Below are 1,494 nucleotides of genomic sequence, written 5' to 3' on the forward strand. Positions count from 1 at the left end.
GGCCAGTACTGGAACTGATTGTCCTCTGGCTGATGTCATCGAACTCCATCCCCAGAATCTTTCGATAATTAACCATAAAAAAACTCCTTCTACACAAGTGTCATGCTTTTAAGCATGCCCCTTAAGTATACCGGAGGTATTTATCGTGAAAATATATGTGTGGCTCTCTACTCCGCAAAAGCTGGCTCTATCTTCCGCAATTGATGGTTTAATTTTACGCATACGTGGCTCATTCACTATGCAATATTCAGGGCGGTGCAGATCATGTTTGAATCGTTTTTTGAGATGCGCTCAACCCCGTTCTCGCGTGACATTCCGACGGCCGACCTGTACGAATCCAATCAACTCGAAGAAATCATCGGCCGCTTGAATTATGCGGCAGACCGGCAATTGTTCGCCGTCATGACCGGTGAATGCGGACTTGGAAAGACGACAGCGATCCGCAGGTTCACCGATCAACTGGATTCTTCTCGCTATAAACTGCTTTATCTATCGGATTCGAAATTAACGCCCCGCCATTTCTATAAAGGCATGTTGGAGCAATTGGGGCTCGAGTCGAAGTTCTATCGCGGCGATGCCAAGCGCCAGTTGCATCGGGAAATCGAGCTCATGAAAGGCATCCACAAGCTGACGCCTGTCTGCGTGGTCGATGAAGCGCATCTATTAGACCGGGAGATGTTGGAGGAAGTGCGTTTTCTCTTGAACTTTCGCATGGATGCGCAAAGTCCGATGGCGCTTATNCATGGTCGGACAAACGGAATTATGGGACCGACTTCAGCTTCAGTCTTTTGCGGCGATCCGCCAACGGATCGATATCCAGTTTCGCTTGCATCATCTCGACCGTGCCGAGACCGAACAATACATGATCAAGCATCTCGCCTATGCAGGAGTGGGACGAGACATCTTTAGCGAATCTGCGATTGATGAAGTGTTTAGCTATTCAAGTGGCGCCTCGCGTCTCATCAACAAATTGGCGACGCATTGCCTATTATTCGCAGCACAGAATGGAAATCGCATCATTGATGACGCCTGATTTTGTCTAAAAACTGACGGTTTCTTTGGCCAAACGAATAGAGAAAAAACGAGGGGGAACTAAGCTAGTTCCCCCTCGATTACTTTCTTCACCATGCGATCATCAATGATGCGATTTCCATTCTGTGCTGCGAATAATAGGCAATGCGTCGCCAATTTGTTGATGAGACGCGAGGCGCCACTTGAATAGCTAAACACTCGCAGCTATTGGATTTTCTCTCCAGTTCATTCTAGAATCTGAAATGTATTTCATATCATTAAAGAACTCTGAAGAATATGAGTTTATTAAACCGTCGAATTTTACATCTTGCTTTAAAAATAATTTAGATGGACGGTGCATAGAAATAACATTAAAAGTATAAAAAGTCTAGTGAAGAATAAAAATATAGATTTTGCATATAAAGGAAATGAGCAGCTTGAAATAAAAGGATATACTTCAGTCGACAAAGTAAGGTCAAATAC

1 protein-coding gene is annotated in these 1,494 nt (G+C 44.5%); it reads left to right on the forward strand.

Translation table 11 applies throughout. The annotated features are described in order from the left end of the window. Window positions 1–402: 402 nt before the first annotated feature. Window positions 403–909, forward strand: a complete 507-nt coding sequence (locus tag KTG14_RS17755) for an AAA family ATPase (RefSeq protein ID WP_483313511.1) — start codon at window positions 403–405, stop codon at window positions 907–909. The last annotated feature ends 585 nt before the right edge of the window (window positions 910–1,494 follow it).

Source organism: Planococcus sp. CP5-4_YE, from assembly GCF_019042655.1.
Taxonomy (GTDB): Bacteria; Bacillota; Bacilli; order Bacillales_A; family Planococcaceae; genus Planococcus.